General features: G+C 66.5%; 13 protein-coding genes. 10 read left to right on the plus strand and 3 right to left on the minus strand.

Going from position 1 to position 15,425, the window contains the following annotated elements:
• The first annotated feature begins 5 nt into the window (after window positions 1-5).
• The 4 genes from prpC to ABIB38_RS12885 all read left to right on the plus strand — a co-directional run bounded on the left by prpC (window position 6) and on the right by ABIB38_RS12885 (window position 7,848).
• Window positions 6-1,166 (plus strand): bifunctional 2-methylcitrate synthase/citrate synthase, encoded by a 1,161-nt coding sequence (gene prpC, locus ABIB38_RS12870; protein WP_429204374.1) that lies wholly within the window; start codon window positions 6-8, stop codon window positions 1,164-1,166.
• Window positions 1,167-1,177: 11 nt separating this feature from the next.
• Window positions 1,178-3,796 carry a Fe/S-dependent 2-methylisocitrate dehydratase AcnD gene (gene acnD, locus ABIB38_RS12875; protein WP_429204375.1) on the plus strand — a complete coding sequence of 873 codons (2,619 nt, stop codon included), beginning with the start codon at window positions 1,178-1,180 and terminating at the stop codon, window positions 3,794-3,796.
• Between the two features lie 113 nt (window positions 3,797-3,909).
• The gene (gene prpF / locus ABIB38_RS12880) at window positions 3,910-5,100 is read left to right on the plus strand and encodes a 2-methylaconitate cis-trans isomerase PrpF (RefSeq protein WP_429204377.1); all 1,191 of its coding nucleotides are present in this window, start codon (window positions 3,910-3,912) and stop codon (window positions 5,098-5,100) included.
• Window positions 5,101-5,241: 141 nt separating this feature from the next.
• Window positions 5,242-7,848 (plus strand): EAL domain-containing protein, encoded by a 2,607-nt coding sequence (locus ABIB38_RS12885; RefSeq protein WP_429204378.1) that lies wholly within the window; start codon window positions 5,242-5,244, stop codon window positions 7,846-7,848.
• Window positions 7,849-7,929: 81 nt separating this feature from the next.
• On the opposite strand, the gene xth is transcribed toward ABIB38_RS12885, so the two are convergent.
• Entirely contained in the window at window positions 7,930-8,697 is a 768-nt protein-coding gene (xth, locus tag ABIB38_RS12890) for an exodeoxyribonuclease III (protein ID WP_429204379.1), read from the minus strand.
• 458 nt (window positions 8,698-9,155) lie between these two features.
• Between xth and ABIB38_RS12895 the strand changes: the two genes are divergently transcribed.
• From ABIB38_RS12895 to ABIB38_RS12905, 3 genes are all read left to right on the plus strand, one after another.
• A complete protein-coding gene (locus ABIB38_RS12895; protein ID WP_429204381.1) occupies window positions 9,156-9,500 on the plus strand; it encodes a hypothetical protein in 345 nt (114 codons plus the stop codon).
• A gap of 15 nt (window positions 9,501-9,515) precedes the next feature.
• Window positions 9,516-9,716: a DUF1653 domain-containing protein gene (locus tag ABIB38_RS12900; RefSeq protein WP_429204453.1), complete on the plus strand. Its 201-nt coding sequence runs from the start codon at window positions 9,516-9,518 to the stop codon at window positions 9,714-9,716.
• Window positions 9,717-9,856: 140 nt separating this feature from the next.
• Window positions 9,857-10,243, plus strand: a complete 387-nt coding sequence (locus tag ABIB38_RS12905) for a hypothetical protein (protein WP_429204382.1) — start codon at window positions 9,857-9,859, stop codon at window positions 10,241-10,243.
• Window positions 10,244-10,317: 74 nt separating this feature from the next.
• On the opposite strand, the gene ABIB38_RS12910 is transcribed toward ABIB38_RS12905, so the two are convergent.
• Window positions 10,318-11,811, minus strand: a complete 1,494-nt coding sequence (locus tag ABIB38_RS12910; protein WP_429204383.1) for a leucyl aminopeptidase — start codon at window positions 11,809-11,811, stop codon at window positions 10,318-10,320.
• Between the two features lie 64 nt (window positions 11,812-11,875).
• Here ABIB38_RS12910 and lptF point away from each other — a divergent pair, with 64 nt between their 5' ends.
• The 3 genes from lptF to ABIB38_RS12925 are packed head-to-tail and all read left to right on the plus strand — an operon-like array spanning window position 11,876 to window position 14,597.
• On the plus strand, window positions 11,876-13,033 hold the full coding sequence (gene lptF, locus ABIB38_RS12915) for an LPS export ABC transporter permease LptF (RefSeq protein WP_429204384.1): 1,158 nt from the start codon (window positions 11,876-11,878) through the stop codon (window positions 13,031-13,033).
• The gene (gene lptG / locus ABIB38_RS12920; protein ID WP_429204385.1) at window positions 13,030-14,214 is read left to right on the plus strand and encodes an LPS export ABC transporter permease LptG; all 1,185 of its coding nucleotides are present in this window, start codon (window positions 13,030-13,032) and stop codon (window positions 14,212-14,214) included. The genes lptF and lptG overlap by 4 nt, the downstream gene beginning before the upstream one ends.
• Window positions 14,214-14,597 carry a sirohydrochlorin chelatase gene (locus ABIB38_RS12925; protein WP_429204386.1) on the plus strand — a complete coding sequence of 128 codons (384 nt, stop codon included), beginning with the start codon at window positions 14,214-14,216 and terminating at the stop codon, window positions 14,595-14,597. The genes lptG and ABIB38_RS12925 overlap by 1 nt, the downstream gene beginning before the upstream one ends.
• Before the next feature lie 109 nt (window positions 14,598-14,706).
• On the opposite strand, the gene cobA is transcribed toward ABIB38_RS12925, so the two are convergent.
• Window positions 14,707-15,423: a uroporphyrinogen-III C-methyltransferase gene (cobA, locus tag ABIB38_RS12930; RefSeq protein WP_429204388.1), complete on the minus strand. Its 717-nt coding sequence runs from the start codon at window positions 15,421-15,423 to the stop codon at window positions 14,707-14,709.
• Window positions 15,424-15,425 lie beyond the last annotated feature (2 nt).

Raw genomic sequence — 15,425 nt, forward strand, 5'->3', positions numbered from 1 at the left:
AGGACATGAGCGCCATCAGCAACGAGACCCCGACCTTCAAGCCGAAGAAATCCGTGGCCCTGTCCGGCGTCGCCGCCGGCAATACCGCGCTGTGCTCGGTCGGCAAATCGGGCAATGACCTGCACTACCGCGGCTACGACATCCTGGACGTGGCCGACGCCTGCGAATTCGAGGAGATCGCCTACCTGCTGGTGCACGGCAAGCTGCCGAACGAGGCCGAGCTGCGTGGCTACAAGGCGAAGCTGCGTTCGCTGCGCGGCCTGCCGCAGGCGGTGAAAAGCGCGCTCGAGGCGCTGCCGGCCGGCGCCCACCCGATGGACGTGATGCGCACCGGCGTGTCGGTCCTGGGCTGCGCCTTGCCCGAGAAGGACGACCACAATCTCGCCGGCGCGCGCGACATCGCCGACCGCCTGATGGCCTCGTTCGGCTCGATGCTGCTGTACTGGTACCACTACAGCCACGCCGGCCGCCGCATCGAGGTGGAAACCGACGACGATTCGATCGGCGGCCACTTCCTGCACCTGCTGCACGGCTTCAAGCCGAGCCCGTCCTGGGTCCAGGCGATGCACACCTCGCTGATCCTGTACGCCGAGCACGAATTCAATGCGTCGACGTTCACCGCCCGCGTGATCGCCGGCACCGGTTCGGACATGCACTCGGCCATCACCGGCGCCATCGGCGCACTGCGCGGTCCGAAGCATGGCGGCGCCAACGAAGTGGCGCTCGACATCCAGAAGCGGTACGAAAACGCCGACGAAGCCGAAGCCGACATCCGCAACCGCGTGGCCAACAAGGAAGTCGTGATCGGCTTCGGCCACCCGGTGTACACGATCTCGGACCCGCGCAACAAGGTGATCAAGGAAGTGGCGCGCTCGCTGTCGCTCGAAGCCGGCTCGATGAAGATGTTCGACATCGCCGAGCGCCTCGAATCGGTCATGTGGGAAGTCAAGAAGATGTTCCCGAACCTGGACTGGTTCTCGGCCGTGTCGTACCACATGATGGGCGTGCCCACCGCCATGTTCACGCCGCTGTTCGTCATCGCGCGCACCTCGGGCTGGGCCGCCCACGTCATCGAGCAGCGCATCGACAACAAGATCATCCGCCCGAGCGCGAACTACGTCGGCCCCGAAGACCTGGCGTTCGTGCCGCTGGCCGAGCGCAAATAAAGAGGTTTGTCATGAATGCGAATCACCTGAAACCGCTGCCCGGCACCGACCTGGAATACTTCGACACGCGCGCCGCGGTTGACGCCATCGAACCCGGCGCCTACGACGGCTTGCCCTACACCTCGCGCGTGCTGGCCGAGAACCTCGTGCGCCGCTGCGATCCAGCCCTCCTGAACCAGGCGCTGGGGCAGATCATCGAACGCAAGCGCGAGCGCGACTTCCCCTGGTATCCGGCGCGCGTGGTCTGCCACGACATCCTGGGCCAGACCGCGCTGGTCGACCTGGCTGGCCTGCGCGACGCCATCGCGGCGCAAGGCGGCGACCCGGCCCTGGTCAATCCGGTGGTGCCGACCCAGCTGGTGGTCGACCACTCGCTGGCCGTCGAATGCGGCGGCTTCGACCCGGACGCGTTCGCCAAGAACCGCGCGATCGAGGATCGCCGCAACGAAGACCGCTTCCATTTCATCGACTGGACCAAGCGAGCGTTCCAGAACGTCGACGTGATCCCGCCCGGTAATGGCATCCTGCACCAGATCAACCTGGAACGCATGTCGCCCGTGATCCAGGTGGAAGGGCGCGTGGCCTATCCGGACACGCTGGTCGGCACCGACTCGCACACGCCGATGGTCGACGCGCTGGGCGTGATCGCGATCGGCGTCGGCGGGCTGGAAGCCGAGAGCGTGATGCTCGGCCGCGCCTCGTACATGCGCCTGCCCGACATCGTCGGCGTCGAACTGACCGGCAAACCCGGTCCCGGCATCACCGCCACCGACACCGTGCTGGCGCTGACCGAGTTCCTGCGCCAGTCGAAGGTCGTATCGACCTACCTCGAGTTTTATGGCGAAGGAGCCTCCGCGCTGACCCTGGGCGACCGCGCCACGATCTCGAACATGGCGCCGGAATTCGGCGCCACCGCCGCGATGTTCTACATCGACGAGCAGACCATCAAGTACCTGCGCCTGACCGGCCGCGAGGACGCGACCGTGCACCTGGTCGAAACCTATGCGAAACAGGCCGGCCTGTGGGCCGACAGCCTCGCCACTGCCCAGTACGAACGCACCTTGTCGTTCGACCTCTCCAGCGTGGTGCGCAATATCGCCGGGCCGTCGAACCCGCACAAGCGCGTGCCGACCTCGGAACTGGCGGCGCGCGGCATCGCCCACACGGCCGAGAACCGGGTGCAGGCCGAACCGGGCCTGATGCCCGACGGCGCCGTAATCATCGCGGCGATTACCAGCTGCACCAACACCAATAATCCGCGCAACATGATCGCCGCCGGCCTGTTGGCGCGCAACGCCAACCGCGCCGGCCTGCAGCGCAAACCCTGGGTGAAAAGTTCGCTGGCGCCGGGCTCGAAGGCGGTCGCCCTCTATCTGGACGAAGCCGGCCTCACGCCCGAGCTGGACAAGCTGGGCTTCGGCGTCGTGGCGTTCGCCTGCACCACCTGCAACGGCATGAGCGGCGCGCTCGACCCGACCATCCAGCAGGAGATCATCGAGCGTGACCTGTATGCGACCGCCGTCCTGTCGGGCAACCGCAACTTCGACGGCCGCATCCATCCCTATGCCAAGCAGGCGTTCCTGGCCTCGCCCCCGCTGGTGGTCGCGTATGCGATCGCCGGCACGATCCGCTTCGACATCGAGAAGGACGTGCTCGGACTGGACGCCACGGGCCGAGAGATCCGCCTGGCCGACCTGTGGCCGTCGGACGAAGAAATCGACGCCGTGGTCGCCGCCAGCGTCAAGCCCGACCAGTTCCGCAAGGTCTATACGCCGATGTTCGCGCGCGTCGTCGACGATGGCGCCGCGGTCAGCCCGCTGTACGACTGGCGTCCACACAGCACCTACATCCGCCGTCCGCCATACTGGGAAGGCGCGCTGGCGGGCGAGCGCAGCCTGCGCGGGATGCGTCCGCTGGCGGTCCTGGGCGACAACATCACCACCGACCACCTGTCGCCGTCGAACGCGATCCTGCTCGACTCGGCCGCCGGCGAATACCTGGCGAAGATGGGCCTGCCCGAAGAAGACTTCAATTCCTACGCCACCCACCGCGGCGACCACCTGACGGCGCAGCGCGCGACCTTCGCCAATCCGACGCTCAGGAACGAGATGGTGAAGGACGGCCTGGGCAACGTGATCGCCGGTTCGCTGGCGCGCATCGAGCCGTCCGGCGAGGTGACCCGCATGTGGGAAGCAATCGAGCATTACATGGAACGCAAGCAGCCGCTGATCGTGGTGGCCGGCGCCGACTATGGCCAGGGTTCGTCGCGCGACTGGGCGGCCAAGGGCGTGCGGCTGGCGGGCGTGGAAGCGATCGTGGCCGAGGGCTTCGAGCGCATCCACCGCACCAACCTGGTCGGCATGGGCGTGCTGCCGCTCGAGTTCAAGCCCGGCGAGAATCGCCTCACGCTCGGCATCGACGGCACCGAGACCTTCGACGTGACGGGCGAGCGCACGCCGCGCGCCGACCTGACGCTGGTGATCCATCGCAGCAACGGAGAACGGCGCGAGGTGACGGTGACCTGCCGCCTCGATACGGCCGAGGAAGTCGCCATCTATGAGGCGGGCGGGGTGCTGCAGCGCTTCGCGCAGGACTTCCTTGAATCGTCGGCGCCGAAGGCGGCTGCATAATAGATCGGGAGATCGCGAGATCGCGAGATCGCGTCGACGCGAACGTGAATTGGACGCCTCGGCGGCGAAGCTGCCGACGCGTCCAACCTGCTCCAACACACCACGGACACCGTATGCCTCACATCCCTCAAATCAAGATCCCGGCGACCTATATGCGCGGCGGCACCAGCAAGGGCGTGTTCTTCAAGCTCGACGACCTGCCCGAATCGACGCGCGTGCCCGGCGCCGCGCGCGACGCCCTGCTGCTGCGCGTGATCGGCAGCCCCGACCCCTACGCCAAGCAGATCGACGGCATGGGCGGCGCCACCTCCAGCACCAGCAAGGCCGTGATCGTCGAGCGCAGCGCCCGTCCCGAGCACGACATCGACTACCTGTTCGGCCAGGTGGCGATCGACAAGCCCTTCGTCGACTGGAGCGGCAACTGCGGCAACCTGTCGGCCGCGGTCGGGCCCTTCGCCATCGCCAACGGCCTGGTCGACCCGGCCCGGGTGCCGCGGGACGGCATCGCGGTCGTGCGCATCTGGCAGGCCAATATCGGCAAGACGATCGTCGCCCATGTGCCGATGACGGATGGACAGGTCCAGGAAACGGGCGACTTCGAACTCGATGGCGTGACCTTCCCGGCGGCCGAGGTGCAGCTCGAATTCATGGATCCGGCGGCCGAGGAGGAGGGCAGCGCCGGTGCGATGTTCCCGACCGGTAACCTGGTCGACGAACTGGACGTGCCCGGCGTCGGCACCCTGCGCGCGACCATGATCAATGCCGGCATCCCGACCATCTTCGTCGAGGCCAGTGCGCTCGGCTACGACGGCACCGAGCTGCAGGACGCGATCAATGGCGACGCGCGCGCGCTGGCCATGTTCGAGACCATCCGCGCCCATGGCGCGCTGCGCATGGGCCTGATCGAGCGCATCGAGGACGCCGGCAAGCGCCAGCACACACCGAAGGTCGCGTTCGTCGCGAAAGCGGCGGGCTACCTCTCGTCCAGCGGCAAGCAGGTGGCGCAGGGCGACGTCGATCTGCTGGTGCGCGCGCTCTCGATGGGCAAGCTGCACCATGCGATGATGGGGACGGCGGCGGTGGCGATCGGCGCCGCGGCGGCGGTTCCCGGCACCCTGGTCAACCTCGCGGCCGGCGGCGGCGAACGCAGCGCGGTGCGCTTCGGCCATCCGTCCGGCATCCTGCGCGTGGGCGCCGAGGCGGTCCGGCGCGACGGCGCCTGGACCGTCGGCAAGGCCATCATGAGCCGCAGCGCGCGGGTCTTGATGGAGGGGCGGATATGCGTGCCGGGTGACGCGTTCTGAAAACGCCGCGGCGGCGTCCGTACGGTGTCGCTTTCTTGCTGCAATGAGTGCAGCAGGCGGCCGTTCCGGGGTATCATGTTGCCCTAGTTTCCAGCCGGAAACTAAATGCAACCATGCGCCTAGCCGCGACAGCAACGACCGATGGATGGATTTTCGAACCTGCACTTAGTGGACGTTGCTGATGCCGGCGACGCCGATGCGGCGCTGACCGACCTTGCCGCGCTGCGGCGCATGGTGCGCGAGCAGCGCGCCGTGTTCGAGAACGCGCCGGTCGGCATCGCCGTCACCCAGCCCGACCAGATCCGCTCCTTCAACCCGCGCCTGGGCGAGATGTTCGGCTTTGGGCAGGACGAAGTCGGCAGCATCGCGCCGGCCGAGGTCTGCCTATCGCCCGAGGATTACGAGGGGCTGATGCGGGAAGCGTTCGCGGTGCTGGCCAAGGGCGGCCTGTTCGAAAAGAGCGAGCAGCAGTTCCGGCGCCGCGACGGCGCCATCTTCTGGGCGCGCCTGCGCGGCTGCGCGGTCGAGCCGGGCAACCGCGCCGCCGGCACCATCTGGATCGTCGAGGACGTGACCGAGGCGCGCCAGGCGATGAACGAGGTGCAGGCGATCATGACCAATGCCTCGATCGGCATCATGTTCACGCGCAACCGCGTGATCCGGCGCGCCAATCCCGCCTTCTGCCAGATGTTCGGCTATGCCGAGGACGAGCCGGTCGGACTGTCCACGCGCATGATCTACCCGGACGAAGCCGCCTATCGCCAGCTCGGCGCCGAGGCCTATCCGGAACTGGCCCAGGGCCGGCCGTTCACGACCTCGCGCACCCTGGTGCGCAAGTGCGGCACGCCGGCCTGGGTCCAGATGATCGGCTACCAGGTCAATGCGAAAGACCCCGACAAGGGCACGATCTGGATGCTCGAAGACCGCACCCGCGAGCGCAGCGACGAGCAATCGCTGCGCGAGGCGCTGATGGAAAACCGCGCCATCCTCGACAACGCGGTGCTGGGCATCGCCGTGGTCGAGGGCGGTCGCACCCTGCACTGCAACCGCAAGATGGAAGAACTGTTCGGCGCGCCGCCGGGCGGCATGGACGGCTTCGCGGTGCGCGCGCTGTATCCGGACGAGGCCAGCTGGGCAAGGGCGCGCGCGCTGTCCGGGCGCCAGTTCGCGCTCGGCCAGGCCCATATGGCCGAGCACGAGATGGTGCGGCGCGACGGCAGCCGCTTCTGGGCGCGCCTGTCGGGACGCCTGTTCGACCTGGCGCAGGCGGGCGGCAGGAGCGTGTGGCTGGTGGACGACGTCACCGCGCAGCGCGAGGCCGCCGACGCGATCCTGCGCGCGCGCGACGAACTCGAGGTGCGGGTGGCCGAGCGCACCGCCGAGCTGGCCGGCGCCAACGCCCTGCTGCAGGAAGAGATCAACGAGCGCCGCCAGGCCGAGGCGCGCGTGCACCACATGGCCTACCACGACAGCCTGACCGGTTTGCCCAACCGCGCCATGCTGTCCGAGCGGCTCGATGCGGCGATGCGCGTGGTGGTCTCGGGCGACGCGCCGCACCCGGGCGTGAAGCTGGCCCTGATGTTCATCGACCTCGACCGCTTCAAGAACATCAACGACACCCTCGGCCACATGGTCGGCGACCAGCTGCTGCGCGACGTCGCCCTGCGCCTGGTGACCGCGGTGCGGCCCCGCGACCTGGTGGCGCGCCTCGGCGGCGACGAGTTCGTGGTACTGATGCCGGACATCGCCGGCGCCGATGATGCCGCCGCGGTGGCCGACCGGATCATCGCCGCGCTGTCGGAGGCGTGCCAGATCGACGGCCACTGCCTGCACATCTCGCCGTCGATCGGGATCTGCCTGTATCCGGACGATGGGCTCGACGTCGAGACCTTGATGCGCCACGCCGACGCCGCGATGTACCAGGCCAAGGCGGCCGGCCGCAACAATTACCAGTTCTTCACCGAGCGCATGAACCTGGCGGCGGCGCGCCATTTCGAGCTCGAATCGAGCCTGCGCGGCGCGCTGGCGCGGGAGGAGTTCGTGCTGTATTTTCAGCCGATCGTGTGCACCGAAACGCGCCGTCCGAGCGCACTGGAGGTGCTGCTGCGCTGGCGCCGCGGCGGCGTGCTGGTGGGGCCGGACGAATTCATCCCGATCCTCGAAGAAAACGGCATGATCATGGAAGTCGGCGAGTGGGTGATCCGCAGCGCCTGCGTCCAGGTCATGCAGTGGCAACGCGAGGGGCTGGACGTGGTGCCGCTGGCGATCAATCTGTCGGCGCGCCAGTTCAAGCACCAGGGCCTGGTCGACTCGATCCGCGCCATCGTCGACGAGACGGGGATCGCGCCAGGCCTGGTGGAGTTCGAGATCACCGAGACCGCGCTGATGCAGCACGGCGGCCAGACGCTCGACATCCTGCGGCAGATCAATGCGATGGGGATGCGCCTGTCGATCGACGATTTCGGCACCGGCTATTCGAGCCTGGCCTACCTGAAGCGCTTCCCGGTACGCAAGATCAAGATCGACCGCGCCTTCGTGCGCGAGCTCGAGGTCAGCACCGAGGATCGCGCCATCGTGGCGGCGGTGATGGCGCTGGCGGGCAGCCTGCAATTGGCGGTGGTGGCCGAGGGCGTGGAGACGGAAGGGCAGTACGCATTGCTGCGCTCCTTCGGTTGCCAGTATGCGCAGGGCTATCTGTTCGCGCGGCCGCTGCCGGCGGAGCAGGTGGCAGGGTTGCTGGCAGGGTAGGGTGCAAGACGCGTCATCTGGTCCACCGGACCATGACTGCCCGCGTTCACCCGGCCTCTGAATCCCACTGCAGCGAGCAATTCAGTCAGCCAGCGTCGCCACCACCGGCGCGTGATCCGACGGCTGTTCCCACTTGCGCGTCTCGCGGTCGATATGGCAGGCGGTGCAGCGCTCGGCCAGGGACTTGGACAGCAGGATGTGGTCGATGCGCAGGCCGCGGTTGCGGCGGAACGCCATCTGGCGGTAGTCCCACCAGCTGTATTGCTTCTCGGGCTGCTCGAACAGGCGGAACGCGTCCGCGAGGCCGAGCGCCATCAGCGCCTGCAGCGCCGCGCGCTCGGGCAGCGAAAAGTGAATGCGGCCTTCCCATTCGGCCGGGTCATGCACGTCGCGCGCTTCGGGCGCGATATTGTAGTCGCCCAGGATCGCGAACTGCGCGTGCGCAGCCATTTCGGCCGCCACCCAGGTGCGCAGCGCGTCCAGCCAGGCCAGCTTGTACGTATATTTGTCGGAACCGACTTCCTGCCCGTTCGGCACATAGGCGCAGATGAAGCGCACGCCCCCGATCGTGGCCGCCAGCAGGCGCTGCTGGGCGTCTTCGTAATGCGGGTTGTTCCTGACCACGTCCTCGATCGGGTGCTTCGACAGGATGGCGACGCCGTTATAGGTCTTCTGGCCCGAGAACGCGACCTGGTAGCCGGCGGCGTTCAGTTCGGCCAGGGGGAATTTGTCATCCGTGAGCTTGGTCTCCTGGATGCAGAGTACGTCGACCGGATTGGCCTGCAACCATTGCAGCAGGTGTGGGAGTCGGACTTTCAGCGAGTTAACATTCCAGGTAACTATTTTCATTGTTCTATATGTGTCATGGTAAAGTGTTGGCCGTAACATACTGTCGTGCGGCCAAGTTGCTTGCCAACGAGCTATTATCACTGACTTTGCGACGCTCCATCGGCTGGCCGTCCATTCCCGCAGGGAAAATGCAGGCAACGCGCTTGGTGATGTCGCAACAGGTGATAATAAAATTGATTAACAGATTGCCAAAGAGTATTGCTCTACCGCCCGGTCGGCGTTATAACAAGATCAGGGCGGAGTTTGATACAAATGAACTCGGCAGTGTGAGTTTGTTGCTTTTCGGTAATATTAAAATTGCGTATGGGCAACTTCCATTGTACCATTAGCGTGTCGTGAAGCAGGTTTGGCCGGACCACACAGTTGTCCAAGGCCATCGACACGCGGTAGTGGTACTATTGTGAAATATTCGGTTTCACGAGTTAATAATCCGAACGCAGATTTGAAAAAGGACAGAAATGCGCAGTGCATTTGAAGCGTGGGCCCAGCGTGAGGGCCACATCGTTCGCCGCCGCGAAGACAAGCCCGAGGAATACCTCGTTTTTGAAACCCAGCGCCGTTGGGTGATCTGGCAGGCAGCGTTGGCGCATGGCGCCAAGGCCGCCGCCGATGCCCCGTCGAAGTTCGCCAAGGACGGCGAGCAGAAGCCGGCGATCGCCCAGGACGAGGCAGCCGTGCGCAATCGCGTGCTGAACGAAGTGCTGGACGCGTTCAGCGAGCTGGACGAAACCGCCGGCATGGAAGGCGTGCTCAAGGTCATCCAGGGCCTGAAGAAAAAGAAGGCCGAGACCGAGAAGGTCTGACCCGTCCGCATGCCGATGCGTTACCGCCATTACAAGGGCGGCATCTACGAGCTGGTGTGCGAAGCAGTGCTGGAAGCCGATCACACACCGGTGGTCGTCTATCGCGGCCAGGATGGCGTCGTGTGGGTACGGCCCCACGACGCCTTCTTCGGGGAAGTAGCGGTCGCCGGCAAGACCCTGCCGCGCTTTACCCTGCTCGACGCGACGCCCGCGTGAGCGCAGCGCGCAGGGCTTCAGTATCGGCGCGCTGCTGCCGTTAATGAGGCATCTGCCTCTCGATGCTCGCCATGCCGTTATCATTTCTCCCGTTTGCCGTCGCCGCTCTCGCCTCCCTCGCCCTGGGCGGATGCGCGACCATGTCCGATTCTCCCGTGCAGCAGCTCGAGGTGCGCGCCGTGCTCGACTATCGCGAGATCGGCGGGGTGGGTTGCATCCTCAGCAATGACGTCGGCCGCTGGTACATGATCGCGCCCGGGCGCGTGACCGTCACCCGCAGCAGCCAGCCGATGTCGGTCAGCTGCAAGAAGGGGGCGGCCGCCAGCGCCGCCGAAGTCGTCCAGGCCAGGCTCGACACCGGCAACCTGATGGGCAACCTGGTCACCAGCGCCGGGCTCGGCTACTTCGTCGACCGTCATTCGGGCGCCGGCTATGGTTATCCGGCCATCCTGACCGTCGTGATGCAGCCGGCCGCGCCGCCGCCCGAGACGGCGGGGGCGAATCCGCTCGAGACGCGGGTCTTCTGAGCCACCGAATGAGAACAGCCCCGCATGCGGGGCTGTTCTCGTTGCGGCGCATCAGGCGGCAGTCACGCGCGCGGTCACACCCGGTTCATCAGGAAAGTCGTCAACAGCGGCACCGGACGGCCGGTCGCGCCCTTGTTCGCGCCCGATTTCCAGGCGGTGCCGGCGATGTCCAGGTGGGCCCAGGTGTACTTGCGGGTAAAGTTCTCCAGGAAGCAGGCCGCGGTGATCGAGGCCGCGCCCGGGGTGCCGATATTGGCCAGGTCGGCGAAGTTCGACTTGAGCTGGTCGTTGTAGACCTCGCCCAGCGGGAAGCGCCAGGCGACGTCGCCGGTCTGTTTGCCGGCGTCCAGCAGCTCGGTCGCGAGCTGGTCGTGGGCAGCTTCGTCGCGCGTGAACAGGCCGCTGGTGTGGTGGCCCAGGGCCACGATGCAGGCGCCGGTCAGGGTCGCGACGTCGACCACGGCGGCCGGCTTGAAGCGCTCGGCGTAGGTCAGGGCGTCGCACAGGATCAGGCGGCCCTCGGCGTCGGTATTCAGGATCTCGATGGTGGTGCCGTTCATCGCGGTGACGATGTCGCCGGGCTTACTGGCGCGGCCCGATGGCATGTTCTCGCAGGCGGCAACGATGGCGACCACGTTGAGCTTCAGGCCCATCTCGCCGATGGCGCGGAAGGTGCCCAGCACCGAGCCGGCGCCGCACATATCGTATTTCATCTCGTCCATGCCGGGGCCGGGCTTGAGCGAGATGCCGCCGGAGTCGAAGGTGATGCCCTTGCCGACCAGGACCACCGGCGCATCCTTCGGCTTGCCGCCGTTGTGCTTGAGGACGATGAACTTCGGCGGCTCGTCGCTGCCCTTGGCCACCGACAGGAAGCTGCCCATCTTGAGCGCTTCGAGCTGCTTGCGTTCCAGGACTTCGATGTCGAAGCCATAGTCGTCGGCCAGCTTGCGCGCGGTATTGGCAAGGAAGGTCGGGGTGCAGACGTTCGGCGACAGGTTGCCCAGCTCCTTGGTCAGGTTCATGCCGTTGGCGATGGCCGCGGCCTGGGTCAGCGTTGCCTTGTCCAGGCCGGCGGCTGGTGCGGCGACGACGATCTTGCGCACGCCGGCGATGACTGGATCCTTCTTGCTCTTTTGCGCGTCGGTACGGAATTCCACTTCGCTGGCGCCGATCACCAGGGCGCGCAGCGCCCAGTTTGCGTCGCGCTCTTTCACGCTGTCGAGCGGGAGTGCGATAATGGCATCCGCCGCGCCCAGGGTGGAGAACACCTTCAGTGCGGCGCCGACGCCGGCGGCGAAGCTTTTTTCGCTGGCGACTTCATCGGCGCCGAGACCGACCAGCAGCACGCGCGCAGCCGCCACGCCGGCCACGCCGCGCAGCAGCAGGGTCGAACCCGGCTTGCCGCTGATGTCGCCCGACTTGAGCGCCGCGCTGATGTCGCCGTTCACATCGAGCGCCTTTGCCGCAGCCGACAGTTTCTTGTTCTCGTACACCGCAACCGCGATGCAGCCGGATTTCGCAGCGGCCAGGGTGTTTTTTGTGTCGAATGCTTTTATGCTAAAGTCCATTTGGTTCTCCGTTTCGATATGTGGCGGCGGACTGCCTAATCTGCAATTATAACTACTCTATTGAATGATCTTTCGACGTTCCCTGCAACGTGAACTGGCGAGCGCCGCGGGCGCTACTTTCACGGTGCTGTTTTCGATCCTCGTCACCTGGACCCTGATCGCCATCCTGGGCCGGGCCGCGGGCGGCAAGGTGGCATCCGGCGACGTGCTGGCGCTGATCGTCTTCCGCAGCGCCGAGCTCTTGCCGATCATCCTGATCCTGACGTCCTTCATCGCGGTGGTCGCGACCATCACGCGCAGCTACCGCGATTCCGAGATGGTGGTCTGGTTCGCCTCGGGTCAATCCCTGCTCGGATGGATTCGTCCGGTGCTGACCCTGGGCCTGCCGATGGTGGCCCTGGTCGGCGCGCTGTCCTTCGTCGTCACGCCCTGGGCCAAGATGAAGAGCGCCGAATTCGTCGAGCGCTTCCAGAAGCGCGAAGACCTGCAGCGGGTGGCGCCGGGCCAGTTCCGCGAGTCCAGCTCGAGCGACCGCGTGTTCTTCGTCGAACGCAGCGCCGAGGGTTCGACCGTGGTGCAGAACGTGTTCGTCGGCGGCGTCGACGGCGACAGCCACTCGGTGGTGGTGGCCAAGCAGGGCGTGATCGAATCGGACGGCAAGGGCGGCCAGTTCCTGGTGCTCAGCAATGGTCGCCGCTATGAGGGCGTGCCGGGCCAGGCCGATTTCCAGACCATGGAATTCGAGCGCTACAGCATGCGCGTGGCGACCCAGGCGCCGATGATCGGCGCCGACGTGCCGGTATCGGCGCTGTCCACGCCGGCGCTCCTGATCGCGCCCAACCGGTTTACCCAGGCCGAGCTGCTGGCCCGTATCGCGGCGCCGCTCACCTGCCTTGTCCTGATGCTGCTGGCGATCCCGCTCGGTTTCGTCAATCCGCGCGCGGGTTCGTCGGCCAACCTGATCGTCGCGCTGCTGATCTTCTTCACCTATAACAACCTGGTGCGCCTGTCCGAAGCCAGCGTCAAGCAGGGCAAGCTCGCCTTCGCCATGGGCTGGTGGCCATTGCACCTCACGGCGCTGCTGGTGGTGGTGGGGCTGTTCGCGTGGCGCCTGAACGTGAACCACCGCTATCATCCGCTGGTCCTGATCAGCGCCTTCAAGCGCCGCCGCGTCCTGAAGAAGTCGCCTGCCGCCAGGCGCGAGGAGGCGCGCGCAGAATGAAAATCCTCCAACGCTATTTCGCCGTCAATATTATCCAGGCAGTGGCCTTCGTGCTGGCCGCCTTCCTGGCCCTGGTCGCCTTCATGGACCTGACCAGCATCCTGCCGTCGGTCGGCAAGAACGACTTCGGCATGCAGCACGCCTTGTTGTACGTGTTGCTGCTGGTGCCGGGCAATGTGTATCAGGTGATGCCGGTGGCCGCCCTGATCGGCACCATCTATACCATGGCGCAATTTGCCTCGAGCTCCGAATTCACCATCATGCGCGCCTCTTCGATGTCGACCCGCCAGGCCGTCATGATGCTGTTCAAGATCGGCGCGGTGTTCGTCCTGATCGCCTTCGTGTTCGGCGAACTGATCACGCCGCGCACGGCGCCGATCGCCGAGCGCATGCGCCTGACCGCCAAGGGCGGCTCGGTGTCGGCCGAATTCCGGTCGGGCATGTGGACCAAGGACAGCGTGCACGCGGACGGTGTGCGCGGCAACGTCACCGGCTCGCGCTTCTTCAACGTGCGCCGCATTGCGGCCGACGGCCAGCTCGAAGACGTGCGCCTCTACGAATTCGACAACAATATGCGCATGCGCTCGGTGGTCACGGCGGCGCGCGGCACCTATGGCGGCAACAATACCTGGCGTCTTTCCGACGTTACCGAGACCATGTTCACCAATAGCCGCGAGCTGCCGGCGCCTGGATCAAAGGTCCCGGACGGGCAGACCATCCAGAGCACCTATGGCCAGGAAACGGCCTCGGTCTCGACCCGCAAGCTCGACAGCTACGTGCTCGCTTCCGAGATCACACCCAAGATCCTGTCGGTGTCCCGCTCCGACCCCGAACGCATGTCGGCCGCCGAACTGGCCGTCTATACGCGCCACCTGGCTGAAAACCGGCAAGAGACCGAACGCTTCAAGGTCGCGTTCTGGAAGAAGGTCGTCGACCCGTTCTCGATCTTCGTGCTGATGGCGCTGGCGCTGCCGTTCGCCTACCTGCACACGCGCAGCGGCGGCGTCAGCCTCAAGATCTTCATCGGCATCATGATCGGGGTGAGCTTCCTGCTCATCAATTCACTGTTTTCGCACCTGGGCGTGCTGACCATCCTGCCGGCTTTCCTGACGGCGGTGGCGCCCAGCCTGCTGTTCCTGCTGATGGCGCTCGGGGCGCTGTGGTGGGTGGAAAGGCACTGATGAGTAATCCAACGCAACGCGGCCTGGTCCTGTTTGCCCACGGCGCGCGCGCCGCCAGCTGGGCCGCGCCGTTCGAGCGCCTGCGCGACGCCACGCAGGCGCAGGCGCCGCACGCCCAGGTGGCGCTGGCCTTCCTGGAACTGATGACGCCGAACCTGCCGGACACGGTGGCGGCGATGGTCGCGCGCGGCATCGCGCAGATCACCGTGGTGCCGGTATTCCTGGGGCAGGGCGGCCACTTGCTGCGCGATCTGCCGGCCCTGTGCGACACCATCCGCGCCGCGCATCCCGGCCTGAAGCTGAACGTGGTCGGGGCAATCGGCGAGGACCCGGGCGTGCAGCGCGCCATGACCGATTATTGCGTGGCCGCGGCCGCCGACTGATTGCCCGCGGCGGCCGTCGGCCGCGCGACGGGCGTCATGCAGCATGTGCCGCGAGGCGCGTCCGTTCCGGGGCGATGCGGGACGCGATCGTGTTCGCGCCGTGGGGGAGTCAGACCTGGTGTTCGCGCTTGGCGAGCGCCTCGCCCATCATCACCAGCACCGGACCATTGCCCGGCTCGAGGCCGCGCGCCAGGTCCGTCAGCGTCAGGCGCAGGATGCGCTCGTCGGCGCGGCTGCAGTTTTCCACCACCACCACCGGCAGGTCGGGACGCCGGCCTTCGGCCAGCAGGCGCTCGGCGGTGGCGGCGGCTTCGCGCCCGCCCATGTACTGGACGAGGGTGTCGGTTTCGGGCAGGGCCGGATGATCGGGTTCGTCCGGCGCGGTGCTGGACGTGAAGAAGGCGACGCTGCGCGCGACGCCGCGCTTGGTGAGCGGCTGCCTGGTCGCGGCGGCGGCGGCCACGGCGGTGGTGATGCCGGGGACGACCTCGACCTCGATGCCCTGTGCCTCCAGCGCGCGCAATTCCTCGTCGGCGCGGCCGAACAGCATCGGGTCGCCGCCCTTCAACCGCACCACGAGCGAGAAATTGCGTGCGCACTCGACCAGCTGTTCGTTGATCAGGGACTGCGCCGTCGAGCGCTGGCCGGAGCGCTTGCCGACCGGGATCTTCTGTGCGCGTGCACACAGTTCCAGCATCTCGGGCGTGACGAGGGCGTCGTACAGCACCACGTCGGCCTGGGCCAGCAGGCGCGCGCCGCGCACCGTGATGAGGTCAGCCGCGCCGGGTCCGGCTCCCACGAGATATACCTTGCCCAGCGCCGCCATAC

This window comes from Massilia sp. UYP11, from assembly GCF_050434805.1.
In the GTDB taxonomy this organism is placed as follows: Bacteria; Pseudomonadota; Gammaproteobacteria; order Burkholderiales; family Burkholderiaceae_D; genus Telluria.